The organism is Pseudomonas sp. E6002, assembly GCF_013385565.1.
Taxonomy (GTDB): Bacteria; Pseudomonadota; Gammaproteobacteria; order Pseudomonadales; family Pseudomonadaceae; genus Aquipseudomonas.
In genome coordinates this window covers 160,911-187,027 of record NZ_JACAPT010000006.1, presented here as the reverse complement: position 1 = coordinate 187,027, position 26,117 = coordinate 160,911, and the positions used below count along the sequence as shown (strand labels likewise).

General features: G+C 61.2%; 24 protein-coding genes. 17 read left to right on the top strand and 7 right to left on the bottom strand.

Annotated elements, in window-relative coordinates:
* Nucleotides 1–74: 74 nt before the first annotated feature.
* The 6 genes from HX815_RS05865 (at nucleotide 75) to HX815_RS05840 (ending at nucleotide 6,347) form a co-directional block, all read left to right on the top strand.
* Nucleotides 75–377: a DUF3649 domain-containing protein gene (locus HX815_RS05865; protein ID WP_003212759.1), complete on the top strand. Its 303-nt coding sequence runs from the start codon at nucleotides 75–77 to the stop codon at nucleotides 375–377.
* The gene (locus tag HX815_RS05860; protein WP_177008185.1) at nucleotides 374–1,948 is read left to right on the top strand and encodes a PepSY domain-containing protein; all 1,575 of its coding nucleotides are present in this window, start codon (nucleotides 374–376) and stop codon (nucleotides 1,946–1,948) included. Before HX815_RS05865 ends, HX815_RS05860 begins: the two co-directional genes overlap by 4 nt.
* A complete protein-coding gene (locus tag HX815_RS05855; RefSeq protein ID WP_003212755.1) occupies nucleotides 1,949–2,275 on the top strand; it encodes a DUF3325 domain-containing protein in 327 nt (108 codons plus the stop codon). It begins immediately after the preceding gene.
* An 11-nt stretch (nucleotides 2,276–2,286) separates the two neighbouring features.
* Nucleotides 2,287–2,847 (top strand): RNA polymerase sigma factor, encoded by a 561-nt coding sequence (locus HX815_RS05850; RefSeq protein ID WP_003212753.1) that lies wholly within the window; start codon nucleotides 2,287–2,289, stop codon nucleotides 2,845–2,847.
* On the top strand, nucleotides 2,844–3,833 hold the full coding sequence (locus HX815_RS05845) for a FecR family protein (RefSeq protein ID WP_102605180.1): 990 nt from the start codon (nucleotides 2,844–2,846) through the stop codon (nucleotides 3,831–3,833). Before HX815_RS05850 ends, HX815_RS05845 begins: the two co-directional genes overlap by 4 nt.
* 273 nt (nucleotides 3,834–4,106) lie before the next feature.
* Entirely contained in the window at nucleotides 4,107–6,347 is a 2,241-nt protein-coding gene (locus tag HX815_RS05840) for a TonB-dependent receptor (RefSeq protein ID WP_177027934.1), read from the top strand.
* Between the two features lie 135 nt (nucleotides 6,348–6,482).
* Here the strand turns inward: HX815_RS05840 and HX815_RS05835 are convergent, their stop codons facing one another.
* Entirely contained in the window at nucleotides 6,483–6,833 is a 351-nt protein-coding gene (locus HX815_RS05835) for a glutaredoxin family protein (protein WP_003212747.1), read from the bottom strand.
* On the bottom strand, nucleotides 6,833–7,837 hold the full coding sequence (gene yejK / locus HX815_RS05830) for a nucleoid-associated protein YejK (RefSeq protein ID WP_003212745.1): 1,005 nt from the start codon (nucleotides 7,835–7,837) through the stop codon (nucleotides 6,833–6,835). Before yejK ends, HX815_RS05835 begins: the two co-directional genes overlap by 1 nt.
* 397 nt (nucleotides 7,838–8,234) lie before the next feature.
* On the opposite strand from yejK, the gene HX815_RS05825 reads away from it, so the two are divergent.
* Nucleotides 8,235–8,516, top strand: coding sequence for an HU family DNA-binding protein (locus HX815_RS05825; RefSeq protein WP_003212743.1), 282 nt, complete (start codon nucleotides 8,235–8,237; stop codon nucleotides 8,514–8,516).
* A 64-nt stretch (nucleotides 8,517–8,580) separates the two neighbouring features.
* On the opposite strand, the gene rlmF is transcribed toward HX815_RS05825, so the two are convergent.
* From rlmF to HX815_RS05800, 5 genes are all read right to left on the bottom strand, one after another.
* Nucleotides 8,581–9,603, bottom strand: a complete 1,023-nt coding sequence (gene rlmF, locus HX815_RS05820; protein WP_003212741.1) for a 23S rRNA (adenine(1618)-N(6))-methyltransferase RlmF — start codon at nucleotides 9,601–9,603, stop codon at nucleotides 8,581–8,583.
* A 248-nt stretch (nucleotides 9,604–9,851) separates the two neighbouring features.
* On the bottom strand, nucleotides 9,852–12,698 hold the full coding sequence (locus HX815_RS05815) for a valine--tRNA ligase (protein WP_177027933.1): 2,847 nt from the start codon (nucleotides 12,696–12,698) through the stop codon (nucleotides 9,852–9,854).
* Between the two features lie 185 nt (nucleotides 12,699–12,883).
* Nucleotides 12,884–13,288: a DNA polymerase III subunit chi gene (locus tag HX815_RS05810; protein ID WP_177027932.1), complete on the bottom strand. Its 405-nt coding sequence runs from the start codon at nucleotides 13,286–13,288 to the stop codon at nucleotides 12,884–12,886.
* A gap of 7 nt (nucleotides 13,289–13,295) precedes the next feature.
* Nucleotides 13,296–13,724 (bottom strand): DNA polymerase III subunit chi, encoded by a 429-nt coding sequence (locus tag HX815_RS05805; RefSeq protein WP_102605183.1) that lies wholly within the window; start codon nucleotides 13,722–13,724, stop codon nucleotides 13,296–13,298.
* A 51-nt stretch (nucleotides 13,725–13,775) separates the two neighbouring features.
* Nucleotides 13,776–15,266, bottom strand: a complete 1,491-nt coding sequence (locus tag HX815_RS05800; protein WP_177027931.1) for a leucyl aminopeptidase — start codon at nucleotides 15,264–15,266, stop codon at nucleotides 13,776–13,778.
* Between the two features lie 282 nt (nucleotides 15,267–15,548).
* Here HX815_RS05800 and lptF point away from each other — a divergent pair, with 282 nt between their 5' ends.
* From lptF to tadA, 10 genes are all read left to right on the top strand, one after another.
* Nucleotides 15,549–16,667 (top strand): LPS export ABC transporter permease LptF, encoded by a 1,119-nt coding sequence (lptF, locus tag HX815_RS05795; protein WP_003210442.1) that lies wholly within the window; start codon nucleotides 15,549–15,551, stop codon nucleotides 16,665–16,667.
* Complete coding sequence (gene lptG, locus HX815_RS05790; RefSeq protein WP_003210440.1) at nucleotides 16,660–17,739, top strand: LPS export ABC transporter permease LptG; 1,080 nt, start codon at nucleotides 16,660–16,662, stop codon at nucleotides 17,737–17,739. Before lptF ends, lptG begins: the two co-directional genes overlap by 8 nt.
* Nucleotides 17,740–17,891: 152 nt before the next feature.
* Nucleotides 17,892–19,691: a translation elongation factor 4 gene (lepA, locus tag HX815_RS05785; protein ID WP_003210439.1), complete on the top strand. Its 1,800-nt coding sequence runs from the start codon at nucleotides 17,892–17,894 to the stop codon at nucleotides 19,689–19,691.
* Between the two features lie 5 nt (nucleotides 19,692–19,696).
* A complete protein-coding gene (gene lepB / locus HX815_RS05780; protein ID WP_003210437.1) occupies nucleotides 19,697–20,551 on the top strand; it encodes a signal peptidase I in 855 nt (284 codons plus the stop codon).
* A 147-nt stretch (nucleotides 20,552–20,698) separates the two neighbouring features.
* Nucleotides 20,699–21,388, top strand: a complete 690-nt coding sequence (gene rnc, locus HX815_RS05775; protein WP_003210434.1) for a ribonuclease III — start codon at nucleotides 20,699–20,701, stop codon at nucleotides 21,386–21,388.
* Nucleotides 21,381–22,283, top strand: a complete 903-nt coding sequence (gene era / locus HX815_RS05770; RefSeq protein ID WP_177027930.1) for a GTPase Era — start codon at nucleotides 21,381–21,383, stop codon at nucleotides 22,281–22,283. Before rnc ends, era begins: the two co-directional genes overlap by 8 nt.
* A gap of 164 nt (nucleotides 22,284–22,447) precedes the next feature.
* Nucleotides 22,448–23,137 carry a DNA repair protein RecO gene (gene recO, locus HX815_RS05765; protein WP_003210428.1) on the top strand — a complete coding sequence of 230 codons (690 nt, stop codon included), beginning with the start codon at nucleotides 22,448–22,450 and terminating at the stop codon, nucleotides 23,135–23,137.
* 52 nt (nucleotides 23,138–23,189) lie between these two features.
* Entirely contained in the window at nucleotides 23,190–23,933 is a 744-nt protein-coding gene (gene pdxJ, locus HX815_RS05760; RefSeq protein WP_003210427.1) for a pyridoxine 5'-phosphate synthase, read from the top strand.
* 218 nt (nucleotides 23,934–24,151) lie between these two features.
* Complete coding sequence (locus HX815_RS05755) at nucleotides 24,152–25,531, top strand: multicopper oxidase family protein (RefSeq protein ID WP_087695164.1); 1,380 nt, start codon at nucleotides 24,152–24,154, stop codon at nucleotides 25,529–25,531.
* Nucleotides 25,531–26,022, top strand: a complete 492-nt coding sequence (gene tadA / locus HX815_RS05750; RefSeq protein WP_003210422.1) for a tRNA adenosine(34) deaminase TadA — start codon at nucleotides 25,531–25,533, stop codon at nucleotides 26,020–26,022. Before HX815_RS05755 ends, tadA begins: the two co-directional genes overlap by 1 nt.
* Nucleotides 26,023–26,117: the final 95 nt, after the last annotated feature.

Here is a 26,117-nt window from a genome sequence, read left to right as displayed (position 1 = left end):
AGTGATGCGTTCTCTTTTGCTTATGAGAACCTTTATCATTAATATTGCGCACTGACGAACCTGGCGCCTTGTGCATGAAACGCAAAACCTCACTTCCCGTTTCCTACCGTCTTGCCGTGACGTCGCGGGTGCTGGCGGCTGTGGTCGGCGGTTACCTGCTGGCCTCGCTGGCCAGCGTGTGCATGACGCTGTGGCTGCCCACCAGCCGCGCCGATGCGGTGATCAGCGGCATGCTGAGTTCGTTTGTGTTCTACCTGTTGGCAGTCATCTGGTGCTTCGCCTGCCGCACGGCCTGGCGCGCCTGGTTTGGCGTGTTGCTGCCCAGCGCGATAATGGCCACGTTCGCCGGGTTGGCGTACTGGATGGCGCGCACATGAAAGAGGGCTTCCGCCAGGCCATGGCCTGGTTGCACACCTGGGCCGGGCTGATCTTTGGCTGGCTGCTGTTTGCGATTTTCCTGACGGGCACCCTGTCGTATTTCAAGGACGAAATTACCCACTGGATGCAGCCCGAAGTGCAGGCGCATCCCGTCGATGACGCCCGTAGCCTGGCCGCCGCCCAAACCTATCTGCAACACCAGGCGCCCAATGCCGCGCGCTGGTTTATCACCTTGCCGAGCAGCCGTGAGCCGGGCCTGTCGGTGATGTGGCAAGACAAGGTCGACCCGGGCAAACGCGGCAATTTCGTCGAAAAACTCCTCGATCCCGTCAGCGGCCAGCAGGTCCAGGCCCGGGAAAGCATGGGCGGCGAATTCTTCTATCGTTTCCACTTCCAGCTGCAAATGCCCTATCCGTGGGGGCGCTGGCTGTCGACCATCGCCGCGATGGTGATGTTCGTGGCGTTGATCACCGGGATCATCACCCACAAGAAAATCTTCAAGGACTTCTTCACCTTCCGCCCGCGCAAGGGCCAGCGGTCCTGGCTCGACGGGCACAACGCCGTGGGCGTGCTGGTGTTGCCGTTCCACTTGATGATCACCTACAGCAGCCTGGTGATTTTCATGAGCATGGTGATGCCGGCGAGCATCCTCGCTTCCTACGGCAACGATACCCGTGCGTTCTTCAACGATGTGTTTCCGGCCACCGACAATGCGCCGGCCCTCGGCCAGCCGGGGCAATTGCTGCCACTGGGTCCGATGTACGAGCAGGCGCGCGAGCAATGGGCCGGCGGGCATGTCGGACGGCTGGTGGTGAATAATCCAAGCGATGTAAACGCCTCGGTCAATGTGTTCCGCGCCGGGTCGGATCGAGTGGTGCATGACTTTGGCAGCACCGTCTCATTCAACGGCACTACCGGCGAACTGTTGCGGGTGAGCGGCGAGCAGTCGCTGCCGGCGGCGATTGGTGGCAGCTTCTACGGTTTGCACATGGGCCATTTCGCCGGCCCGGTATTGCGCTGGCTGTATTTCATCTGCGGCCTCGCGGGCACGGCAATGATCGGCACCGGGCTGGTGATGTGGCTGGGCAAGCGTCAGCTCAAGCACACCAAAACCGGTGTGCTGCCCTTTGAGCTGCGGCTGGTGGAAGTGCTGAACATCGCCAGCATGTCCGGCTTGATGATCGCCATCGCTGCATTCTTCTGGGCCAACCGCCTGTTGCCGGCCAGCTTTGCCGGGCGCTCGGACTGGGAAGTACAAGCCTTCTTTATTGCCTGGGGCTTGAGCGTCCTGCACGCGATTGTCCGCCAGGGGCGCCGCGGCTGGGTTGAGCAATTGAGTGTGGGCGCGCTGCTGTTTATCGGCGTGCCGGTGCTCAACGCGCTGACCACGACCCAGCATTTGGGTGTGTCCCTGGCCAACGGCGACTGGGCCATGGCCGGTTTTGACCTGACGTGCCTGGGCAGCGGCGTGTTCCTCGCCTGGGCTGCCTGGAAAATGCAGCACCGCCGTGTCCCTCAGCCCAAGGCCGAACGTGCCCGGCCATTGACCCTCAAGGGCGAGGTGAACTGAATGCTCCTGGCGCTGCTGCTGTGTTACGCAGGGTTTACCGCGTTGTGCCTGTCCATGGACCGGCACCATGGCGAACTGCTGCACAGTAAACCTTCGCCTCGTCGGCGCCTGGGTTTGCGCGTGGGCGGCTGGCTGCTGTTGATTGTCTCGATCTGGCCGGCGGTGCTCGCGACCGGGTGGAGCCAGGGGTTGGTGGAGTGGTGCGCGGTCTTGATGCTCAGCGGGTTGTTGCTGGTGTTGCTGTTGCCGTATCGGCCAAGGCTGGCCTTGATCCTGGCGGGCCTCGGCCTGCTGGCCAGTCCGGTTGCGGCCTTCGCGACCCTTTGAGTCCATCGTTGATGATCACCACGCCCCCCGAACATCCAGAGCAGCACGCAGACGCGGCGGGCGGACGGGCGCATTTCCTGCAGGTGTTCCTGTCCCAGCGCTCGCAGATGGAAGCGCTGGTCAGCCGCCGCGTGGGCTGCCGTGCGACGGCGGCGGACCTGGTGCAGGATTTGTTCCTGCGCTTCTGGCGCCGGCCGCTGGTGCAGGTCGAGGAGCTCAGCACCTACCTGCTGCGCTGCGCCGGCAATATCGCCATCGACCACCTGCGCAGCGAAGGCGCCCGGGTGCGCAGCAGCGAAGGCTGGCTGCCGGAACAACAGGATAACCAGGGCTGCGAACCCCAGGCCGCGCTGGAGGCGGGCAATGATCTGCGTCACGTTGAAGCAGCCTTGCGCAGCCTGCCGGAACGTACCCGGCAGATTTTCCTGCTCAACCGCATCCATGGCCGCAAGTACGCGGAAATCGCCAAGGCCATGGGCCTGTCCCAAAGCGCCGTGGAAAAACATATGATGCGTGCCCTCGAAGCCTGCAAGGCCAGCCTTCGTGAACCATCGCCAAGGAAAGCCCCGTGAACGCCACTGCCCGCGTCACCCCGACGCCCGACCAGGAACAGGCCGCACTGGCCTGGTTGAGCCTGTTGCATGACCAACCCAGCAGTGGCGACCAGGCCACGTTCAGCCGTTGGCTGCGGGCCGATCCTGCGCATGTGGAAGCCTACGCCCAGGCCCAGGTGCTGTGGGAATTGAGTGAAGTACCGGCCAGAACGTTGGCGGATGAGGATGCCCTGGCGCTGCAGGGTTACTTGAACGCGATGAATACCTCGAAACGCTCCAGCGTGCGGCGCTGGTCTGGTGCCCTGGCCATGGCCGCCTGCCTGCTGGTGATGATCTCGATGGGCGCCGGCTGGCAGCCGTCACGCTGGGTCGATGACTTCGGCGCGGATTACGTCACCGCGCCGGGTGAGGTGAAGACCGTGACCCTGGCCGATCAAAGCCAGGTCACCCTGGACGCCGACAGTGCGATCGCAGTGGATTTCAAGCATGGCGAGCGCCATATCCAGCTACGCCGTGGCGCCGGTTTTTTCAGTGTGACCCACACTGGCGAATCCTTTGTGGTCGAGGCCGGCAGCGGCGAAGCACGGGTGCTCGGCACGCAGTTTGAGGTGCGCCTGCAACCGGCAGGTGCGCAGGTGACGGTGTTGTCCGGTCGGGTTGGGGTAACGGCGTCGAAGTATGCTCAGCAACAGATTCTGACGGCCGGCCAGCAAGTGGCCTATGCCGACGGTGTCGCCGATGAGCTGCACGCGGTCGACAGCGAGTCGCGCCTGGCCTGGCGCGATGGTTGGCTCAACTACTACAAGGCGCCGCTGGCCGATGTGGTGCAAGACCTCGGCCGCTACTATCCGGGGCGCATTCTGCTGCTCAACGAAGACCTCGGCGCCCGGCGTGTCAGCGGCAGTTTCCCGAGCAAGGACCCCCAGGCGGTGCTCAATGCGTTGCAGGCGGTCTTGGGGTTTGAACAACACTCGCTGCTCGGTCGGATGATCGTATTGCGCTAGATACAGAGCGCTACGCCGCAATGGCGTGGCGCTGTCATTACTTGCACCACCTTCCCTTGAAAATCCCCATGCCTTGGCACATCCGTGTGTGTGGACCTTTCATTTAACCTTCATCGCAATCGCCAAAACCTGTAACCAAATCGTTACGTGATGCACGGATGATCCTCGGATTCCTGAGCAGGTGGTCAGGAAGATTGGCGGCGCTGTTCACCCGGCCGAGATCGCCAATACCTCCCCCATAACAACAGATAGATGCATGTAAGGGATCTACTCGTGACCTACAACAAACTCTATGCCCTGCTTTTAGCATCGGGCCTGGGCGGCTTTGCGCCGCTGGTTTTGGCAGACGATTCCCAGGATGTCGGTTCGGTGCACGTCGCCGGCGAACGTACCCTGGGCACCGGCCACATGATTCAGGAAGAAAGTGCCAAGGCCCGGTCCACGGTGACCAAGGAAGCCATGGATGAAATGTCCCCGACGGCCAACGCCATCGACAAGCTCAAGTACACCCCGGGCATCAACGTTTCCAACGACGACGCCAGCGGCATGAGCGGCACCAGCTTCACCATGCGCGGCATGAACTCCGACCAGGTCGGGGTTTCCATGGACGGCGTGCCGATCAACGACTCCGGCAGCTACGGTGTTTACGCCAACCAATTGGGCGACCCGGAAAACGTCGGCGAAGTATTTGTCACCCAGGGCTCCTCGGAAGCGGACGGCCCGCACATTGGTTCCAGCGGCGGCAACATCGGCATGGTCACCATTCGGCCGACCAAGGAGCCGGGGCTGTTCGTCAAGCAATCCATGGGTTCGAACAACCTGACAAAGTCCTTCGCCCGTATCAACACCGGCGACCTCGGCGGCTTCAAGACCTGGGTGTCGGCCTCTCACACCGAAGGCGACAAGTGGCGCGGCAAGGGCACCTTGCGGGGCGACAAGGTAGAGTGGAGCACGCTGTTCGAAGACGACAACGGCAACACCAGCAACTTCACCATGAAGTACAACACCCAGGAAAACTACAACTACAACACGCTGAGCAAGAGCCAGTTCCAGCAACAGGGCCGCCGCCTGGATTACGCGGAAACCCCGGTCTACAAAAACGGCTTGCTGTCGTCTTCCTACAAGCTCAACCGCAACCCTTTCGAAAGTGTCATGACCACCTTCACCCAGCGCTGGCGTCTGCGTGATGACCTGGCCCTGACGGTTGCGCCTTACTACTACTGGGGCAACGGCGGCAGTTTCAGCGGCCAGACCGCGACCAACCTGGGGCCGAAGTCCGACAAGGCCGGTAACTACGACCTGGGTAACCTCCAGTCGGCCAACTACTATCGCCCCTCGTGGACCGAAACCTGGCGCCCTGGCGTGACGGTCAAAATGAAATGGGACATCAACGAGGAGCACAGCCTGGATTACGGCTACTGGTACGAGCGCGCTCGCCAGCGCCAGACCCAGCCGTATATCGGGATCAACAGCGAAGGTGCACCGGACGACGTCTGGGGCGATTACAACAGCGGCGGCCAGGTGGTCGACAAGAACGGCAAGACTGTCCAGGGGCGCCATCAATACACCGTGACCCCGGCCCAGAAGCTGTGGGTGCAGGACAGCTGGCAAGCCACGCCAGACCTGAGCTTTGTCGGCGGGCTGGCGTACCAGTACGTCGAGCGTGACGGCGACAACCTCGGTAGCCTGTACGACAAGCCGGAAAAGCGTAACGCCCGCTACCATCAGTTCCTGCCGAACTTCAGTGCCAAGTACCAGGTCGACGAGAGCAACCAGGCGTTCTACAACGTCACTCGCAACATGCGCACCCCGCAGAACTACGTGCTGTACAACAAGGGTGACTCGCTCAACCTCAACCCCGAGCTGAGCTGGAACCAGGAGCTGGGCTGGCGCTACACCGAAGAGAAAATGGCCCTCAGCGCCACCCTGTTCTACATCACCTTCAAGGACCGTCAGCTGTCGACCACCGACTTGAACGGTGACTACGTGATGGCCAACGTCGGTGACGTGACCAACAAAGGCCTGGAGTTGGAGTGGAGCGGCCTGCTGCCGTACAACTTCAACTACTACGCGTCGTACACCTATACCAAGTCCGAGCAGCAGGACGACTTTGTCAGCAAGAACGTGTTGTTGCCGACCAAGGGCAACCAGTTGGCCAACGTGCCGGAAAACATGCTCAACCTGGTGTTTGGTTACGACGACAAGCGCTACTACGGCAACATTGCCGGCAAGTATGTCGGGGCGTTCTACGGTGATTTGACCAACAACGAGAAAATCTCCGGGCGCACCGTGTTCGACCTCAACGCCGGTATCTACCTGCCGGTGGACAAGAAGGTCTTCAAGTCGGCCGCGCTGCGCTTCTCGATGCTCAATGTGTTTGATAAGGAATACTTGAGCTCGGCGCGCACCGTGTCGTTCAACTCGGCGCCAGTGAATGGCCTGGCGGCCAGCTCGGCTTACTACAACGTAGGAGAGGAGCGTACGGCGATGGTTTCCCTGGAGGCCAATTTCTAACGCGTACGCAAACCCAATGTGGGAGCGGGCTTGCTCGCGAAAGCGGTGGATCAGTCGCCAGATGTATTGACTGAACCAGCGCATTCGCGAGCAAGCCCGCTCCCACATTTGATCTGCGGTATTTTACAGAGTGAGTTACTTCAGCGCCGCCATGATCGCTTCCGGGTTGTAGTCGCGAATCAGCGTGCCGTTCACGTCCACAAACGGAATCCCGCCGCCCCCCAACGCCTCGTACGCCTTGCGCGCCTGGGCGTCCTTCTCGATATCAAACGCCTGGTAGGGAATCCCCTTGGAATCCAGAAAGCGCCGGATCTGCTTGCAGTAGCCGCACCACTCGGTGGAATACAGCACCACGCGCGCTGCCGCGCGTGTCTGCTCCGGCACCACCTGGGAGGGGTTGAACAGCCGCTCGATCTTGCCCCAGTTCTGGAAAACCACCACCACCAGCAACACCAGCAGGACTTTCTTCAGAACCCCGCCCAGCATCAGTTGCGACGCTTGAGCTGGTCGGTCAGTTGGGTCGGCAGGCCCTTGATGATCAAGGTGCCGGCGGCTTCGTCGTATTCGATCTTGTCGCCCAGCAGGTGCGCTTCAAAGCTGATGGACAAGCCTTCGGCACGCCCGGTGAAACGGCGGAACTGGTTGAGGGTGCGTTTATCCGCCGGGATTTCCGGCGACAGGCCGTAGTCCTTGTTGCGGATGTGATCGTAGAAGGCTTTTGGCCGATCTTCATCGATTAACCCGGACAGCTCTTCCAGGCCCATCGGCTCGCCGAGCTTGGCCTGGCTGCTGGCGTAGTCCACCAGGGTCTTGGTTTTCTCGCGGGCGGACTCGTCCGGCAGATCCTCGCTTTCAACGAAGTCGCTGAAGGCCTTGAGCAGGGTACGGGTTTCGCCCGGACCGTCGACGCCTTCCTGGCAGCCGATAAAGTCGCGGAAGTACTCCGAGACCTTCTTGCCGTTCTTACCCTTGATAAAGGAGATGTATTGCTTGGACTGCTTGTTGTTCTGCCACTCGGACACGTTGATGCGCGCGGCGAGGTGCAGTTGGCCAAGATCCAGATGGCGCGACGGCGTCACGTCCAGCTGGTCGGTCACGGCCACGCCTTCACTGTGGTGCAGCAGGGCGATCGCCAGGTAATCGGTCATGCCCTGTTGATAGTGGGCAAACAGCACGTGGCCGCCGGTGGAGAGGTTGGACTCCTCCATCAGCTTCTGCAGGTGTTCCACCGCAATGCGGCTGAAGGCGGTGAAATCCTTGCCGCCGTCGAAATACTCCTTCAACCAGCCGCTGAACGGGTGCGCGCCGGACTCGGCATGGAAAAAGCCCCAGGCCTTGCCTTGTTTGGCGTTGTAGCTCTCGTTGAGGTCGGCGAGCATGTTCTCGATCGCGGCCGACTCGGCAAGCTCGGAGTCGCGGGCGTGGAGAACTGCGGGTGTGCCGTCGGGTTTTTTGTCGATCAGGTGGACGATGCAATGACGGATCGGCATGGGCTTCTCGGCTGGTTGAAGGGGAGGGGTGGGGCTCCCGGAAAAAGTCGCCAGTGTACCGCACCCGCTGGGGATGGCGCTGTTCGGAGGGCGTTTTGAGCGCCATCCGACGGGCCATATGCCTTTTTTTCACGGTTTAGAGCGATAAAGCTGACCAAATGGGTATGTTGAGGCGGATATTTCCCCGTCTCTGTGCTAGTTTTGCCCCGTCTTACGCGCAGTCTGGGCGTTAAGCGTGCATTCAGCATTTGTCAGGTCGAACCAAACCCGGTTTCAGGTATCTATAACCCCGATCTTCGTGGTTATAGCCCTTGGGTGCCAGGCCTTGATGGCAGGGCTCGATGGCTGACACTGCACTCTGCAATCCAAATGAATTTGATAGGGAAGGAACACCACAATGGCTATTACTAAAGACCAACTGATCGCTGATCTGGCTGAAGCTGTAGACGCACCGAAAACCACCGTGCGTGCTCTGCTGGACCAACTGAGCCAGATCGTTGCTGATCAGCTGGAAAACGGCGGCGAAATCACTCTGCCAGGCGTTGGCAAACTGAAAGTGACCGAGCGTCCTGCCCGTACTGGCCGTAACCCTTCGACTGGCGCTGCCATCGAAATCGCTGCCAAGAAAGTTATCAAGCTGGTTGTGGCCAAAGGCCTGACCGACGCTGTTAACAAGTAAGACGCAGCAAAAAAAACCGTGCTCCGGAGCGATCCGGGCACGGTTTTTTGTTGCCTGCGATTTATCAGTCTTTACGGGCCCAACGCTGGCGCCACACCTGTTGCTCGCTCGGGGTCTGGAACGTCCAGGCGACGAAGCGGCTCTGCTTCTGGCCCTGGGACATCTCCACTACCTGGCTTTCCAGCACACCGGCCTTTTTCAGCGCTGTCTGGATCGCCGGCAAGTTCGACGCTTTCGACACCAGCGTGCTGAACCACAGCACCTTGTGCTGGAAATGCGCGCTTTCAGCGATCAGTTGCGTCACGAACCGCGCTTCACCGCCTTCACACCACAATTCCGCCGACTGGCCACCGAAGTTCAGCACCGGCAACTTGCGTTTCGGATCAGCCTTGCCCAGTGCGCGCCATTTACGTTCGCTGCCCTTGGTCGCTTCATCCATGGACGCGTGGAAGGGCGGGTTGCACATGGTCAGGTCAAACCGCTCGCCTGGCTCCAGCAAGCCCAGCAGGATCTGCTTGGGGTTGGTTTGCTGGCGCAGCTGGATGGCCTTGTTCAGCCCGTTGGACTGCACGATCGCCTTGGCGGCGGCCACGGCGGTCGGGTCGACTTCCGAGCCGAGGAAGTTCCAGCGGTACTCGCTGTAGCCAATCAACGGATAGACGCAGTTGGCGCCCATGCCGATGTCCAGCACCTTCACCGGCGCGCCACGGGGGATCACGCCTTCGTTGACGCTGGCCAGCAGGTCGGCGAGGAAGTGCACGTAGTCGGCACGCCCCGGTACCGGTGGGCACAGGTAGTCAGCCGGGATGTCCCAGTGATTGATGCCGTAGAACGCCTTGAGCAACGCCCGGTTGAACACCCGCACCGCGTCTGGGCTGGCAAAGTCGATGCTTTCCTTGCCGTACGGGTTGATGATCACGAATTGCGCCAGTTCGGGCGTGGTCTTGATCAGCGCCTGGAAGTCGTAACGGCCCTGGTGGCGGTTACGCGGGTGCAAGGTGGCCTCTTTGCGCGGAACGACGGGCTTGGCCGGCGTACTGGATTTTGGCTTCTTGCGCGGTGCTTTGGGTGTGCTGGGGGCGGTCATGGGCTGCGTCGATTCTGCGTTTGTTTCAAAAGTGGCGGGTATTGTCACACATTCCTTGGTCGAACTCGGTCAAATGTGGGAGCTGGCTTGCCTGCGATGGCATCGCCTCGGTCTGGCAGATACACCGAGTCACCTGCATCGCAGGCAAGCCAGCTCCCACATTGATCGGGTTTCCAAAGAGAAATAGCGGTGTTTTTCCAAGCAAAAAAAAGAGACCCGAAGGTCTCTTTTTCCGCACGGGCAGCCCCTTACAGGCTGGAAATCCGCGCGTGTTGCTCCGCCAGCTTGCCCAAAGCCTGTTCAGCCTCAGCCAGTTTGGCGCGTTCTTTCTCGATCACTTCAGCCGGAGCCTTGTCGACGAACGCCGCGTTGGACAGCTTGCCGCCCACCCGCTGCACTTCGCCTTGCAGGCGCAGGATTTCCTTGTCCAGGCGCGCCAGTTCGGCACCCTTGTCGATCAGGCCGGCCATCGGCACCAGCACTTCCATCTCGCCCACCAGTGCAGTGGCGGACAGCGGTGCTTCTTCGCCAGCGGCCAATACGGTGATCGACTCCAGCTTCGCCAGCTTCTTGAGCAGCGCGTCGTTCTCGGTGAGGCGACGCAGGTCTTCGCTGCTGGCGTTCTTCACGAACACGGCCAGTGGCTTGCCCGGACCGATATTCATCTCGGCGCGGATGTTGCGCGTACCCATCATCAGGGTCTTGAGCCACTCGATATCGCTTTCGGCTGCCTCGTCAATGCGGGCTTCGTTGGCCACCGGCCAAGGTTGCAGCATGATGGTCTTGCCGTCTTTGCCCGCCAGCGGCGCGATGCGCTGCCAGATTTCTTCGGTGATGAAGGGCATGAACGGATGCGCCAGGCGCAACGCCACTTCCAGTACGCGCACCAGGGTTTGACGGGTGCCGCGCTGACGTTCGATCGGCGAGTTCTCGTCCCACAGCACGGGCTTGGACAGTTCCAGGTACCAGTCGCAATACTGGTTCCAGATGAACTCGTACAGGGCCTGCGCCGCTAGGTCAAAGCGGAACTGGTCGAGTTGACGGGTCACTTCGGCTTCGGTGCGCTGCAGCTGGGAGATGATCCAGCGGTCCGCCAGGGACAGCTCGATGGTCTCGCCGTTCTGGCCGCAGTCTTCGCCTTTATCCAGTACGTAGCGCGCGGCATTCCAGATCTTGTTGCAGAAGTTGCGATAGCCTTCGACGCGGCCCATGTCGAACTTGATGTCGCGACCGGTGGACGCCAGCGAGCAGAAGGTAAAGCGCAGGGCGTCGGTGCCGTAGCTGGCGATGCCATCGGCGAACTCGTCGCGGGTCTGCTTCTCGATCTTCTTCGCCAGTTTCGGCTGCATCAGGCCCGAGGTGCGTTTCTGCACCAGGGTTTCCAGGTCGATGCCGTCGATGATGTCCAGCGGGTCCAGGACGTTGCCCTTGGACTTGGACATCTTCTGGCCCTGGCCATCACGCACCAGGCCGTGCACGTACACGGTCTTGAACGGTACCTGCGGGGTGCCGTCTTCGTTCTTCACCAAGTGCATGGTGAGCATGATCATCCGGGCAACCCAGAAGAAAATGATGTCGAAGCCGGTGACCAGCACGTCGGTGGAGTGGAATTTCTTCAGGAACTCGGTCTGTTGCGGCCAGCCGAGGGTGGAGAAGGTCCACAAGCCCGAGCTGAACCAGGTGTCCAGTACGTCGTTGTCCTGTTGCAGCGTCACGTCCGCGCCAAGGTTGTGCTTGGCACGTACTTCGGCTTCGTCGCGGCCCACATAGACCTTGCCCGACTCGTCGTACCAGGCCGGAATCCGGTGGCCCCACCACAGCTGGCGGCTGATGCACCAATCCTGGATGTCACGCATCCACGAGAAGTACATGTTTTCGTACTGTTTCGGCACGAACGCGATGCGGCCGTCTTCCACGGCAGCGATCGCCGGCTCAGCCAAAGGCTTGGTGGACACGTACCACTGGTCGGTCAGCCAAGGCTCGATGACGGTGCCGGAGCGGTCGCCTTTCGGCACCTTCAGGGCGTGGTCATCAACGCTTACCAGCAGGCCGGCGGCGTCGAAGGCGGCAACGATCTGCTTGCGCGCCTCAAAACGGTCGAGGCCGGCGTATTCAGCCGGGATCTTGCCGTCGATGCTCTCGTTCAGCGTGCCGTCGAGGTTGAACACCTGGCAGGCCGGCAGAACGGCGGCGTTTTTATCGAAGATGTTCAGCAGCGGCAGGTTGTGGCGCTTGCCGACTTCGTAGTCGTTGAAATCGTGGGCCGGGGTGATTTTCACGCAGCCGGTGCCGAATTCAGGGTCGCAGTAGTCATCCGCGATAATCGGGATGCGACGGCCAACCAGCGGCAGCTCGACGAACTTGCCGATCAGCGCCTGGTAGCGTTCGTCGTTCGGGTTGACCGCGACGGCGGCGTCGCCGAGCATGGTTTCCGGACGGGTGGTGGCGACGATCAGGTAATCATTGCCTTCGGCGGTCTTGGCGCCGTCAGCCAACGGGTACTTGAGGTTCCACAGGAAACCTTTCTCGTCGTGGTTTTCCACTTCAAGGTCGGAAATCGCCGTGTGCAGCTTGGTGTCCCAGTTGACCAGGCGCTTGCCGCGATAGATCAGGCCGTCTTCATGCAGGCGCACGAAGGCTTCCTTCACGGCTTCCGACAGGCCGTCGTCCATGGTGAAGCGCTCGCGGCTCCAGTCGACGGACGAGCCCAGGCGACGGATCTGACGGCTGATATTGCCGCCGGACTGATCCTTCCATTCCCAGATTTTCTCGAGGAATTTCTCGCGGCCCAGGTCGTGACGGTTCTGGCCGGTGGCTTCCAGTTGGCGTTCCACCAGCATCTGGGTGGCGATACCGGCGTGGTCTGTACCTGGTTGCCATAGGGTATTGCGACCCTGCATGCGGCGGAAACGAATCAGGGCATCCATGATCGCATTGTTGAAGCCATGGCCCATGTGCAGGCTGCCAGTGACGTTCGGTGGCGGAATCATGATGGTGTAGGCATCGCCCGCGCCTTGCGGAGCGAAATAATTCTCGGACTCCCAGGTCTGGTACCAGGAAGTTTCAATAGCGTGCGGCTGGTAGGTCTTATCCATGCGCGGCGGGACCCTAGTTGGCATTAATTCAGGAAAGCCGACAAGTATAACGGGGGATAGGGGAGAGGGGTAGGAGCGAGCTTGCTCGCGAAAAACCTTAGGGCGGCGCGTTCATTCAGGATGTACGCGTTATCGTTCACGCCCTTCGCGAGCAAGCCCGCTCCCACAGGGGATATGTGTCAGCCTTAGTTCTGGTACTGGCTCAACAACCGCTCCATGCGCGCATCCAGCCGGCGCTTGATCTCGGTTTCGATATGCGGGGCAAAATCGTCGATCACGTCTTGCATGATCAGTTGCGCGGCGGCGCGCAGTTCGTTGTCCAGGTGCAGCAGCAGGGCGTCGGGGGCTTTTTCGGCGGCAGGTACGGCAACAGCCGCAGCCGGCGCAGCTTGCACCGCGGGCGTTTCGACAGGTTCCGGCGTAACCGGCTTGCCACCCACCATATCGAACAGCAGGGGAATTTGTACGTCACCGTTGACCGCATCGGTCAGCAATGGCGGTTGCAGGTCATCATCACCGAGCAGCTTGCGGATCGACTCAAGGTCGTCCAGCAGGTGGTCAGAGTCTTTTAGCGGGTTTGGAGTGTCCATCGTGTGCTCAAAGTCGTTGTAGCCGGTGATCTTGCAGAGAATAGCCCTGTTCGCGGTAGAAGCGGAAACTCTCCCGCGCGGCCTGACGAATAGCCGGGTCTTCCACCACCACTTCCGCCACGCGGGCAAAACCCTTGGCGAAGGCCGGTACTTTCAGGTCAAGGTTGACCAGCAGGTCTGTGTGATCGCCGCAGCTGTCGCCCAAACCCAGTACTACCAGGCCTTCCGGTTCTGATTCGGCGGGACCGTGGGGCACGAAGCTTTCGCCCTTGAAGCGCCACAGGCGGGCGTCGAGGTCGTCACGCTGGGCGGCATCGCTGCAATGCAGGTAGATACGGTGGCCCATGCGCCAGGCTTTTTCGGTGAGCTTGCAGGCAAAGTCCAGGCGCGCGGAAGGATCGGCGCTGGGCAATATATAGAAGTCGACTTGGGTCATTGGGGTTCCTGAGCCCCGGGCGGCTTTACAAGCGCCCGGGGATCTTCATTTTCAGGCTTTGGCGCGGTCCAGCAGGTACTGGGTCAGCAATGGAACCGGACGGCCAGTGGCGCCCTTGTCCTTGCCGCCGCTGGTCCAGGCGGTGCCGGCGATGTCCAGGTGGGCCCAGTTGAAGTTCTTGGCGAAACGCGACAGGAAGCACGCCGCAGTGATGGTGCCGGCTTTCGGGCCGCCAATGTTGGCGATGTCGGCGAACGGGCTGTCCAGCTGTTCCTGGTACTCATCGAACAGCGGCAGTTGCCAGGCGCGATCGTCTGCAGCCTGGCCGGCGCTGAGCAGTTGGCCGATCAGTTCGTCGCTGTTGCCCAGCAGGCCCGACGTGTGGGCGCCCAGGGCAACCACGCAGGCACCGGTCAGGGTGGCGATGTCGATCACGGCTTGCGGCTTGAAGCGCTCGGCGTAGGTGAGTGCGTCGCACAGCACCAGGCGACCTTCGGCGTCAGTGTTGAGGATTTCCACGGTCTGGCCGCTGAGGGTGGTGACGATGTCGCCCGGACGGGTCGCGCCGCCGCTCGGCATGTTCTCGGCGCAGGCCAGGATGCACACCAGGTTGATCGGCAGCTTGAGTTCCAGCACGGCACGCAGGGTGCCGAACACGCTGGCGGCGCCGCCCATGTCGTACTTCATCTCGTCCATGCCCAGGCCCGGCTTGAGGCTGATGCCGCCGGTGTCGAAGGTGATGCCTTTACCGACCAGGGCAAATGGCTTCTCGGACTTCTTGCCGCCGTTGTATTGCATCACGATCAGGCGTGGCGGCTGGTCGCTGCCCTGGCCCACGGCATAGAACGAGCCCATGCCCAGTTCCTTGATCTTCTTCTCATCCAGGACTTCGACTTTCAGGCCCTTGAATTCCTTGCCCAGCGCCTTGGCTTGCTCGCCCAGGTAGGTTGGGTGGCAGATGTTCGGTGGCAGGTTGCCCAGGTCACGGGTGAACGCCATGCCGCCGGCGATGGCCTGGGCGTGGGTCACGGCGCGTTCGACTTCAGCCTGGGCCGCCTTGATGGTCAGCAGGGTGACTTTCTTCAGGGCGCGGGGTTCGGCCTTGGTGCTCTTGAACTGGTCGAAGACGTAGCCGCCGTCCAGCAGGCTTTCGGCCAGCAGGCGGGTCTTGCCGTAGCTGTCGCGGCCCTTGACCACGACTTCGTCCAGCGCCAGGGCTGCGTCGGTGCCGCCCAGGCCCTTGAGGGTGTTGAGGATGCCGGCGATGATCTTGCGGAACGGACGGTCGCCCAGTTCGGCGTCTTTACCAACGCCCACCAGCAATACGCGCTCGGCTTTAAGGTTAGGCAGGCTTTGCAGCAGCAGGCTTTGGCCAACCTTGCCGGCCAGGTCACCGCGCTTGAGGACTGCGCTGATGGCGCCGCCGCTCAGTTCGTCCAGTTGCTTGGCGGCAACGCCGAGCTTGCGGCCTTCGCCGACAGCGACCACGAGGGTGGCGGTTTTCAACGTTTCGGGGCTAACGCTTTTTACAACCAGTTCCATTTTCGGGTCCCTTATAAAGGTCAGTGAGCCAGGAGTCTGTACTCCGGCTTGTAAGCTTGGCAGCCTGTAGGCCGCCCGCGACAAAGGCCGCAGTTTGAACCTCGCCGCCCGAGCCTGACAACCCTTGCGGGCAGCTTTGTGCACGCGTATGAGCAAGCTCCGTGACAGGTGCGGTCAATCACAGGATAATGCGCCATCTTTTTAGCCGGCCTGCAGCAATGGGTCGACTCGATATGCTTGCTTGTTTGGCCGCCTTAGCCTGACAACCCTGGAGTGTCTGGTTTGATCGTCTTCCGTTATCTATCCCGCGAAGTCCTGTTGACCCTGAGTGCCGTGAGTGCGGTATTGCTGGTCATCATCATGAGTGGTCGCTTCGTCAAATACCTCGCCCAGGCTGCCTCGGGTGCCCTGGATCCGGGTTCGCTGTTCCTGATCATGGGCTTTCGCCTGCCGGGCTTCCTGCAGTTGATCCTGCCATTGGGCCTGTTTCTCGGGATTCTGCTGGCCTACGGCCGCTTGTACCTTGAAAGCGAAATGACCGTGTTGTCGGCCACCGGCATGAGCCAGCAACGTTTGCTGGCCATGACCATGGTTCCGGCCACCGGTATCGCGCTGGTGGTGGCCTGGCTGAGCTTGAGCCTGGCGCCCCAGGGCGCCATGCAGTTCCAGCTGGTGCTGAACAAACAGGACGCCATGACCGAATTCGACACCCTGGAGCCGGGCCGCTTCCAAGCGCTCAACGACGGCACCCGGGTGACCTATACCGAGCAAATGTCGGATGACCGTGCCAACCTGGGAGGGGTGTTCATCTCCCAGAAAAACCTCGGCCAGAACCAGAAAGACCGTGGTATTTCGATTCTGGTGGCCGACAAGGGGCGCCAGGAAGTGCGCCCGGATGGCAGCCGTTACCTGATCCTGGAAGATGGCTATCGCTATGACGGCAGCCCCGGTCAGGCCGATTACCGCGCAATCAAGTACGACACCTATGGCGTGATGCTGGCCCGGCCGGATGTCAGCGATGAGGTCACCGACCGCGACGCGATCCCGACCCCAGACCTGATCGGCAGCAAGGAACTGCGTTCGATCGCCGAGCTGCAATGGCGGATTTCCCTGCCGCTGCTGGTGTTCATCGTGACCTTGATGGCCGTGCCGCTGTCCCGGGTCAACCCGCGCCAGGGCCGCTTCCTCAAGCTGCTGCCGGCGATCCTGCTTTATATGGCTTACCTGACCATCCTGATTTCCGCCCGCGGCTCCCTGGAGAAGGGCAAACTGCCGCCGGCCCTCGGGTTGTGGTGGGTCCACGGGGTCTTCCTGGCCATTGGCCTGGGGCTGCTTTATTGGGAACCGATGCGGTTGAAGATGCGGAGTCGTCGCAGCGTGAAGGAGATGGCCCGTGGTTAAGCTCGACCGCTACATTGGTAGCAGCGTCCTGGTCGCAATCCTTGCGGTATTGGGCATTATTCTAGGGCTGGCCTCGTTGTTCGCCTTCATTGATGAAGTCGGCAACGTCAGCGATACCTACACCGTTACCGACGTCCTGAGCTACGTGGCGCTGACGGCGCCCCGTCGCCTGTACGACATGATGCCGATGGCTGCGCTGATCGGCTGCCTGATCGGCCTGGGCAGCCTGGCCAGCAACAGCGAGCTGACCATCATGCGCGCGGCGGGTGTTTCCATCGGTCGCATCGTGTGGGCGGTCATGAAGCCCATGCTGTTGCTGATGGTGGTCAGCGTGCTGATCGGTGAATACGTGGCGCCTCCAGCCGAGTCCACGGCCCAGGCCAATCGTGCCCTGGCCCAGGGTTCGGGCGATGCCCAGAGCTCCAAGCATGGCCTGTGGCACCGCCAGGGTGAGGAGTTTATCCACATCAACGCCGTGCAGCCGGGTGGCTTGCTGGTGGGTGTCACCCGCTACCACTTCGACAAGGAACGTCACCTGCTGTCGTCGAGCTTCGCCAAACGTGCACAGTACGCCGACGAAAAGTGGCAACTGAGCGATGTGACCACCACCTATTTCCGTGATATCGGCAAGGGTGCGGCATCGACCACCGAAGTGATCAATGTGCCGACGGAGCAGTGGGATATTTCCCTCAAGCCCGAATTGCTGAATACCGTGGTGATGATCCCGGAAAGCCTGCCTATCTCCGGCCTGTGGGGGTATATCCATTACCTCAAGGACCAGGGCTTGAACAACGGCCGTTACTGGCTGGCGTTTTGGGTCAAGGTGTTGCAGCCGGTGGTGACGGCCGCGCTGGTGCTGATGGCGATCTCGTTCATCTTTGGCCCGTTGCGTTCCGTGACCCTCGGCCAGCGCGTGTTTACCGGCGTACTGGTGGGTTTCACCTTCCGTATCGCCCAGGACCTGCTGGGGCCGTCCAGCCTGGTATTCGGTTTCTCGCCGCTGTTTGCGGTGCTGGTGCCGACCGCCATCTGCGCCGTGGCCGGCTTCTGGCTGTTGCGTCGGGCCGGTTGAGCCCGCGCTTATGAACAAAAAATGCCCCGTTCGAACGACCGGGGCATTTTTGTTCTTGGTCGCCATGGATGACGTCTGGTCTGCGCATCAGGTACAATTCCCGGCTATTTTTCAGCGGGCAGTCTGCCTGCAGCCTTTTTGAGTGTTGATCCGTGAGTGATTTGAGTCATATCCGCAATTTCTCCATCATCGCCCACATTGACCATGGCAAGTCGACGCTGGCCGATCGATTCATCCAGATGTGCGGCGGCCTTGCCGAGCGTGAAATGGAAGCCCAGGTGCTGGACTCCATGGACCTCGAGCGCGAGCGCGGGATCACCATCAAGGCCCACAGCGTAACCCTGTACTACACCGCCAAAGACGGTATCAAGTACCAGCTCAACTTCATTGACACCCCGGGCCACGTCGACTTCACCTATGAAGTCAGCCGTTCCCTGGCGGCCTGCGAAGGTGCGTTGCTGGTAGTGGACGCGGGCCAGGGCGTTGAAGCCCAGTCCGTGGCCAACTGCTACACCGCCATCGAGCAAGGCCTGGAGGTGATGCCGGTGCTGAACAAGATCGACCTGCCACAGGCCGATCCGGACCGCGTCAAGGAAGAGATCGAGAAGATCATCGGCATTGACGCCACCGACGCCGTCGAGTGCAGCGCCAAGACCGGCCTGGGCGTCGACGAAGTGCTCGAGCGCCTGGTCAAGACCATTCCAGCCCCCACCGGCAACTACGAAGATCCGCTGCAAGCGTTGATCATCGACTCCTGGTTCGACAACTACCTGGGTGTTGTTTCCCTGGTACGCGTACGCCACGGCCGTGTGAAGAAGGGCGACAAGATCCTGGTCAAGTCCACCGGCAAGATCCACCTGGTGGACAGCGTCGGTGTATTCAACCCGAAGCACACGGCTACCACTGATCTGAAAGCCGGCGAAGTAGGCTTCATCATCGCCGGTATCAAGGACATCCACGGTGCACCGGTAGGTGACACCCTGACCTTGAGCTCCACCCCTGACGTCGACGTGCTGCCGGGCTTCAAACGCATCCAGCCGCAGGTTTACGCCGGCCTGTTCCCGGTCAGCTCCGACGACTTCGAGGATTTCCGCGAAGCCCTGCAGAAGCTGACCCTCAACGACTCGTCGTTGCAGTACACCCCGGAAAGCTCCGACGCCCTGGGCTTCGGCTTCCGCTGCGGGTTCCTGGGCATGCTGCACATGGAAATCATCCAGGAGCGCCTCGAGCGCGAATACGACCTGGACCTGATCACCACCGCGCCGACGGTTATTTTTGAGCTGGCGCTGAAAACCGGTGAAACGATTTACGTCGACAACCCGTCCAAGCTTCCGGATCTGTCTTCCATCGAAGACATGCGCGAACCGATCGTGCGGGCCAATATTCTTGTGCCGCAAGAGCATCTGGGCAACGTCATTACCCTGTGTATCGAAAAGCGTGGCGTACAGCACGACATGCTGTTCCTCGGTACCCAGGTGCAAGTGACCTACGATTTGCCGATGAACGAAGTGGTCCTGGACTTCTTCGACCGTCTCAAATCCACCAGCCGCGGCTATGCTTCGCTGGATTACCATTTTGACCGTTACCAATCAGCTAATCTGGTGAAGCTGGATGTACTGATCAACGGCGACAAGGTGGATGCCCTGGCGCTGATCGTGCACAAGGACAACGCGCACTACAAAGGTCGCCAGTTGACCGAAAAGATGAAAGAACTGATTCCGCGCCAGATGTTCGACGTCGCGATCCAGGCCGCCATCGGCGGGCAGATCATTGCACGGACTTCCGTCAAGGCACTCAGAAAGAACGTACTGGCCAAATGCTATGGCGGCGACGTCAGCCGTAAGCGCAAGCTGCTCGAGAAGCAAAAGGCCGGTAAAAAACGCATGAAGCAAGTGGGTAACGTGGAAATTCCACAAGAAGCCTTCCTTGCGGTGCTCAGGTTGGATAGTTAGGTCCTATGTCACTAAATTTCCCGCTGTTGCTGGTCATCGCCGTTGCCGTTTGCGGTCTATTGGCGTTGCTCGATCTGGTGTTCTTCGCCCCGCGTCGCCGGGCAGCCATCGCGTCCTATCAGGGCAGCGTCAGCCAGCCCGATGTGGCGGTGATCGAGAAACTGAACAAAGAGCCGATGCTGGTTGAATACGGCAAGTCGTTCTTCCCGGTGTTGTTCATCGTGCTGGTGCTGCGTTCGTTCCTGGTGGAACCGTTTCAGATCCCTTCGGGCTCGATGAAACCTACCCTGGACGTGGGCGACTTCATCCTGGTGAACAAGTTTTCCTACGGGATCCGCTTGCCGGTGATCGACAAGAAAGTGATCGAGATCGGTGACCCGCAGCGCGGCGATGTGATGGTGTTTCGCTACCCAAGCGACCCGAACGTCAACTACATCAAGCGTGTAGTGGGCCTGCCGGGCGACGTGATTCGCTACACCAGCGACAAGCGCCTGTTCGTCAACGGCGAGTCGGTGGCAGAAAAACTGATCGGCTCCGAGCCGAACACCCTGGGCAGCGCCGAGCTGTACCAGGAAAAACTCGGGGCGGTAGAGCACGAAATCCGCAAGGAGATGAGCCGCTACCGTTCGCCGCCTGACAACCAGTGGACAGTGCCTGCCGGGCACTACTTCATGATGGGCGACAACCGCGACAACTCCAACGACAGCCGCTACTGGGATGACCCGAATATTCCCAAGGACCTGCTGGGCATGGTCCCCGACCAGAATATCGTCGGCAAGGCCTTCGCGGTCTGGATGAGTTGGCCGGAACCCAAGCTCAGCCACCTGCCGAACTTCTCGCGGGTCGGGCTGATCAAGTAATCCATGCGGCGCTGTGAACACAGCGCCGAATGCTTTTCTGGGGCTTGGACAAAACCAGGCCCCATGCAGCAACCACCAGGATTTGAATTTGAACACAGCGTTAATCGTCGCAGGCCACCGGTGCCTCGAACTGAATGTGGGTAAACCGTGAGCGTTTCTCTAAGCCGTCTCGAGCGCCAGCTCGGCTACACCTTCAAGGATCAGGAATTGATGATCCTTGCCCTCACACACCGCAGTTTTGCCGGGCGTAACAACGAGCGCCTGGAATTCCTCGGTGATGCCATCCTCAATTTCGTCGCCGGCGAAGCCCTGTTCAATCGCTTCCCGCTGGCCCGCGAAGGCCAGTTGTCGCGCTTGCGTGCGCGCCTGGTGAAAGGCGAGACCCTGGCTGTACTGGCCCGTGGTTTCGACCTGGGTGATTACCTGCGCCTGGGCTCCGGCGAGCTGAAGAGCGGCGGTTTCCGTCGCGAGTCGATCCTGGCCGACGCCCTTGAGGCACTGATCGGCGCGATCTACCTCGACGCGGGCATGGAAGCGGCCAAAGAGCGCGTCGTCGCCTGGCTGTCGACCGAAATCGAAAGCCTGACGCTGGTAGACACCAACAAAGATCCAAAGACCCGCCTGCAGGAATTCCTGCAGTCCCGTGGTTGCGACCTGCCGCGTTACGAAGTGGTGGATATCCAGGGTGAGCCGCATTGCCGAGTGTTCTTCGTCGAATGCGAAATCACCTTACTGAATGAAAAAAGCCGAGGTCAGGGTGTGAGCCGTCGTATTGCCGAACAGGTAGCGGCCGCTGCAGCACTGATTGCCCTGGGCGTGGAGAATGGCCATGACTGATTCAACCGCAACTCGCTGTGGCTATGTTGCCATCGTCGGCCGTCCGAACGTGGGCAAGTCCACGTTGCTGAACCACATCCTGGGACAGAAGCTGGCGATCACCTCGCGCAAGCCCCAGACCACCCGCCACAACATGCTGGGCATCAAGACCGAAGGCGCCGTACAGGCTGTCTACGTTGATACCCCAGGCATGCACAAAGGCGGCGAAAAGGCCCTCAACCGCTACATGAACAAAACCGCTTCGGCAGCGTTGAAAGACGTCGACGTGGTGATCTTCGTGGTCGACCGCACCAAGTGGACCGACGAAGACCAGATGGTTCTGGAGCGCGTGCAGTATGTCACCGGCCCGTTGATCGTCGCGTTGAACAAGACTGACCGCATCGAAGACAAGGCCGAGCTGATGCCGCACCTGAGCTGGCTGCAGGAACAACTGCCGCACGCCCAGATCATGCCGATCTCGGCCCAGCACGGGCACAACCTTGAAGCCCTGGAACGTGTGATTGCTGGCTACCTGCCGGAGAACGAACACTTCTTCCCGGAAGACCAGATCACCGACCGCAGCAGCCGTTTCCTCGCCGCCGAACTGGTACGCGAGAAAATCATGCGCCAGATGGGTGCCGAGCTGCCGTACCAGATCACCGTCGAAATCGAAGAGTTCAAGCAGCAGGGCAAGACCCTGCATATCCATGCGCTGATCCTCGTCGAGCGTGACGGCCAGAAGAAAATCATCATTGGCGACAAGGGCGAGCGCATCAAGCGCATCGGCACCGAAGCGCGCAAGGACATGGAATTGCTGTTTGATTCCAAGATCATGCTCAACCTGTGGGTGAAGGTTAAGGGTGGTTGGTCCGATGATGAGCGCGCGTTGCGTTCGTTGGGTTACGGCGACCTGTAACAGGTCTCCGGAACACCGCAGGACAAATGTGGGAGCGGGCTTGCTCGCGAATGCAGGGTGTCAGTCACCAGATGTGTTGACTGACACCCTGCATTCGCGAGCAAGCCCGCTCCCACATTGGATAGTCGTTGTTTTCCAGACCGTGTTCCCGCAGCGAGAACCCCATGTCTCAAACCCCACCCACCGGCCAACCCGCCTACGTCTTGCACAGCCGCGCCTACCGCGAGACCAGCGCCCTGGTGGACTTCCTCACGCCCCAAGGCCGCCTGCGCGCGGTCTTGCGCAGTGCACGCGGCAAGGCCGGCACCCTGGCGCGGCCCTTCGTGGCCCTGGAAGTGGAGTTTCGTGGACGCGGCGAGCTGAAGAACGTCGGCCGCATGGAAGCTGCCGGCGCCTCCAACTGGCTCAACGGTGAGGCGCTGTTCAGCGGCCTCTACCTCAACGAATTGCTGATCCGCCTGCTCCCCGCCGAAGACCCGCACCCCGGCGTCTTCGATCATTATGCCGCCACCTTGCTCGCCCTCGCCGAAGGCCGTCCCCTGGAACCGCTGCTGCGCGCATTCGAATGGCGCCTGCTGGATGACTTGGGCTACGGCTTCGAACTGAGCAACGACCTGCACGGCGAGCCCATCGCCGCCGACGGCATGTATCGCCTGCAAGTGGACGCAGGCCTGGAGCGGGTCTACCTGCTGCAACCCGGCCTGTTCCAGGGCACCGAATTGCTCGCCATGAGCGAAGCCGACTGGACTGCCCCCGGCGCCCTGTCCGCCGCCAAGCGCCTGATGCGCCAAGCCCTGGCCGTGCATCTGGGCGGTCGGCCACTGGTCAGCCGCGAGTTGTTTCGAAAGCCCTGACATCCCCGTGTATGCTGTGCAGCGATTCCTTCCCTCTTCAGGAGCGCTTTTCGTGACCACCAGCAATCGCATTCTTCTCGGCGTGAACATCGACCACGTAGCCACCCTGCGCCAGGCCCGGGGCACCCGTTACCCGGACCCGGTCAAGGCCGCGCTGGACGCCGAAGAAGCGGGCGCCGACGGCATCACCGTGCACCTGCGCGAAGACCGGCGCCACATCCAGGAGCGCGATGTGCTGCTGCTCAAGGACGTGCTGCAAACCCGCATGAACTTCGAAATGGGCGTCACCGAGGAAATGATGGCGTTCGCCGAGCGCATCCGCCCGGCGCATATCTGCCTGGTGCCGGAAACCCGCCAGGAACTGACCACCGAAGGCGGCCTCGATGTGGCTGGCCAGGAAGCGCGGATCAAGGCCGCCGTGGAGCGCCTGTCGAAGATCGGCAGTGAAGTCTCGCTGTTCATTGATGCCGACGAGCGCCAGATCGAAGCTTCACGCCGTGTCGGTGCCCCGGCCATCGAACTGCACACGGGCCGTTATGCCGACGCGACCACGCCGACCGAAGTTGCCGACGAATTACAGCGCATCATCGACGGCGTCAACTGCGGCCTGGGCGAAGGCCTGATCGTCAACGCCGGCCACGGCCTGCACTACCATAACGTCGAAGCCGTGGCTGCGATCAAGGGCATCAACGAGCTGAACATCGGCCATGCACTGGTGGCTCATGCGCTGTTCGTCGGCTTCAAAGGTGCCGTCGCCGAGATGAAAGCCTTGATTCTGGCCGCCGCCAAACATTAAAAGAGCGCTGAAGATCCAATGTGGGAGCGGGCTTGCTCGCGAAGGCGGTGGGTCTGTTACTCATGCATCGTCTGACACGCCGCTTTCGCGAGCAAGCCCGCTCCCACACAAGCCCGCTCCCACATGTGGCAATGCGAACCCTTACTGTTTAGGTGATGCCGGTGTATGGTATCTGCCCTTTGCGGGTCTCGGACCCGCGGCAGATACGTGAGGTTGTTGTGTCCCAATCGTTTTCCCGTCGACAAATCCTGGGTGGTCTTGCCGGTCTCGCGGTGGTGGGCGTCGGTGCCGGTGGCGCCTATCGCTACTGGCTCGGGAAGGTGGCCGAGGCCGAGGCGGGGCACGATTACGAGCTGATCGCCGCGCCGCTGGACGTGGAGCTGGTGCCGGGGCACAAGACCCAGGCCTGGGCCTTCGGCCCTTCGGCGCCGGGCACCGAGTTGCGAGTGCGCCAGGGTGAATGGCTGCGGGTACGCTTTATCAACCACCTGCCGGTTGCCACTACCATCCACTGGCATGGCATACGCCTGCCGCTGGAAATGGACGGCGTGCCGTATGTCTCGCAATTGCCGGTACTGCCGGGCGAATACTTCGACTACAAATTCCGCGTGCCCGATGCCGGCAGCTATTGGTATCACCCCCACGTGAACAGCAGCGAAGAACTGGGCCGTGGCCTGGTGGGCCCGCTGATCATCGAGGAGCGCGAACCCACCGGTTTCAAGCACGAACGCACCCTGAGCCTGAAAAGCTGGCACGTGGACGAAGAGGGCGCCTTTGTCGCCTTCAGCATTCCCCGCGAAGCGGCCCGGGGCGGCACCGCCGGACGCCTGTCGACCATCAATGGCGTGTCCCAGGCGGTGATCGATTTGCCGGCCGGGCAGATCACCCGTGTGCGCCTGCTCAATCTCGATAACACCCTGACCTATCGCATCAACATCCCCGACGTTGAAGCGCAGATCTATGCCCTGGACGGCAACCCCATCGAACCGCGCCCGCTGGGCAAGGAATACTGGCTCGGCCCTGGCATGCGCATCTGCCTGGCGATCAAGGCGCCGCCCGCCGGTGAAGAATTGTCGATCCGCAACGGCCCGGTACGCCTGGGCACCTTCCGCTCGGTGGCCAGCACCGACACGGCGACCGAATGGCCGCCTGCGTTGCCGGCGAACCCGATTGCCGAGCCGGACCTGGCCAATGCCGAGAAACTCAACTTCAATTTCGAATGGGTTGGATCGGTCTCGGTGAACGTGGACAATAAGCCACCGAGCCTGTGGCAGATCAACGGCCAGGCCTGGGACATCACCGACAAGACCTGCGCCGACCGCCCGATTGCCAAGCTTGCAAAGGGCAAGAGCTACATTTTCGAATTGAAGAACATGACCCAGTACCAACACCCGATCCACCTGCACGGCATGAGTTTCAAGGTGATCGCCTCGAACCGCCACAAGGTGATTCCGTACTTCACCGACACCTACCTGCTGGGCAAGAACGAGCGTGCCCGCGTGGCGCTGGTGGCGGATAACCCGGGTGTCTGGATGTTCCACTGCCATGTGATCGACCACATGGAAACCGGCCTGATGGCCGCCATCGAGGTGGCGTGATGCGCCAGTTTCGCCCCACGGCGATTATCGACCGCAGCCGCGACCAGGACTTCATGCGTGAAGCGCTGGCCCTGGCTGCCCAGGGTGCCGCGCTGGGCGAAGTGCCGGTGGGCGCGGTGCTGGTGCAGGATGGCGAAGTAATCGGGCGCGGCTTCAACTGCCCCATCAGCGGCAACGACCCCAGTGCGCATGCCGAGATGGTCGCGATTCGGGCCGCTGCTCAGGCTGTCAGCAATTACCGGCTGCCGGGCAGCACGCTCTACGTCACGCTGGAGCCGTGCAGCATGTGCGCCGGGCTGATCGTGCATTCACGGATTGCCCGGGTGGTGTACGGCGCGCTGGAGCCCAAAGCCGGGATTGTGCAAAGCCAGGGGCAGTTTTTTACCCAGGGCTTTCTCAACCATCGGGTGCTGTATGAGGGCGGGGTGTTGGCCGAGGAGTGCGGGACGGTGTTGAGCGAGTTCTTCAAGGCGCGAAGAGCCAAAGGCTGACGCGATGCCCTGTGGCGAGGGAGCTTGCTCCCGCTGGGCTGCGTAGCGGCCCCAAAATCTGGGGAGCGCTGCGCACTCCAGCGGGAGCAAGCTCC

What these genes read in the sequence shown, in the direction of transcription:
- HX815_RS05850 (WP_003212753.1), top strand. Translation starts at nt 2,287, where the DNA reads ATGATCACCACGCCCCCCGAACATCCAGAGCAGCACGCAGACGCGGCG.
- era (WP_177027930.1), top strand. Translation starts at nt 21,381, where the DNA reads ATGACTGATTCAACCGCAACTCGCTGTGGCTATGTTGCCATCGTCGGC.
- HX815_RS05865 (WP_003212759.1), top strand. Translation starts at nt 75, where the DNA reads ATGAAACGCAAAACCTCACTTCCCGTTTCCTACCGTCTTGCCGTGACG.
- HX815_RS05810 (WP_177027932.1), bottom strand. Translation starts at nt 13,288, where the DNA reads ATGGACACTCCAAACCCGCTAAAAGACTCTGACCACCTGCTGGACGAC.
- yejK (WP_003212745.1), bottom strand. Translation starts at nt 7,837, where the DNA reads ATGCCGATCCGTCATTGCATCGTCCACCTGATCGACAAAAAACCCGAC.
- tadA (WP_003210422.1), top strand. Translation starts at nt 25,531, where the DNA reads ATGCGCCAGTTTCGCCCCACGGCGATTATCGACCGCAGCCGCGACCAG.
- HX815_RS05825 (WP_003212743.1), top strand. Translation starts at nt 8,235, where the DNA reads ATGGCTATTACTAAAGACCAACTGATCGCTGATCTGGCTGAAGCTGTA.
- recO (WP_003210428.1), top strand. Translation starts at nt 22,448, where the DNA reads ATGTCTCAAACCCCACCCACCGGCCAACCCGCCTACGTCTTGCACAGC.
- rlmF (WP_003212741.1), bottom strand. Translation starts at nt 9,603, where the DNA reads ATGACCGCCCCCAGCACACCCAAAGCACCGCGCAAGAAGCCAAAATCC.
- HX815_RS05855 (WP_003212755.1), top strand. Translation starts at nt 1,949, where the DNA reads ATGCTCCTGGCGCTGCTGCTGTGTTACGCAGGGTTTACCGCGTTGTGC.
- HX815_RS05835 (WP_003212747.1), bottom strand. Translation starts at nt 6,833, where the DNA reads ATGCTGGGCGGGGTTCTGAAGAAAGTCCTGCTGGTGTTGCTGGTGGTG.
- lepB (WP_003210437.1), top strand. Translation starts at nt 19,697, where the DNA reads ATGTCACTAAATTTCCCGCTGTTGCTGGTCATCGCCGTTGCCGTTTGC.
- HX815_RS05805 (WP_102605183.1), bottom strand. Translation starts at nt 13,724, where the DNA reads ATGACCCAAGTCGACTTCTATATATTGCCCAGCGCCGATCCTTCCGCG.
- HX815_RS05815 (WP_177027933.1), bottom strand. Translation starts at nt 12,698, where the DNA reads ATGGATAAGACCTACCAGCCGCACGCTATTGAAACTTCCTGGTACCAG.
- HX815_RS05860 (WP_177008185.1), top strand. Translation starts at nt 374, where the DNA reads ATGAAAGAGGGCTTCCGCCAGGCCATGGCCTGGTTGCACACCTGGGCC.
- HX815_RS05800 (WP_177027931.1), bottom strand. Translation starts at nt 15,266, where the DNA reads ATGGAACTGGTTGTAAAAAGCGTTAGCCCCGAAACGTTGAAAACCGCC.